Below are 532 nucleotides of genomic sequence, written 5' to 3'. Positions count from 1 at the left end.
ACCACTTCTTCACCGCGACGTACGTTGCGCGCTTTCGCATCTTCTGGGTGCATGTAACACACCGCATCCGGTACTGCTTTGTATAGCTCAGGTACACGACGTGTCATGGTACCAGTGTGCCAGTGCTCAAGAACACGACCTGTACATAGCCATAGGTCGAATTCTGAATCTGGCACTTCTGGTGGCGCTTCGTACGGTGCAGAGATGATCTTCGCTTTACCGTCGGCATTGCCGTAGAAATCCCAACCAGAACCCGCTTTCGCGTATGGGTCCGAGCCTTCTTTAAAGCGCCACTGTGTTTCTTTACCATCAACGACTGGCCAACGTAGACCGCGTACGGTGTGGTACACATCGTATGGTGCTAAGTCGTGACCATGGCCGCGGCCGAACGTTGCGTATTCTTCAAACAGACCTTTTTGAACGTAGAAACCGAAGTGGTGCGAATCGTCGTTCAGTTCACGCGCCTCTTCAAGCGGGAACTTGTCAACTTGGCCGTTTTTGAACAGCATGTCGTACATGGTTTTGCCACGGT

Annotated in this window: 1 protein-coding gene; it reads right to left on the bottom strand. The window is 52.3% G+C overall.

Annotated elements, in window-relative coordinates:
• On the bottom strand, nt 1-532 hold a 532-nt coding region (locus tag R7Z77_RS28160), incomplete at both ends, for a molybdopterin dinucleotide binding domain-containing protein (RefSeq protein ID WP_318137410.1).

Source organism: Vibrio sp. 1401, assembly GCF_033340295.1.
This window is presented reverse-complemented; position numbering and strand designations above follow the sequence as displayed.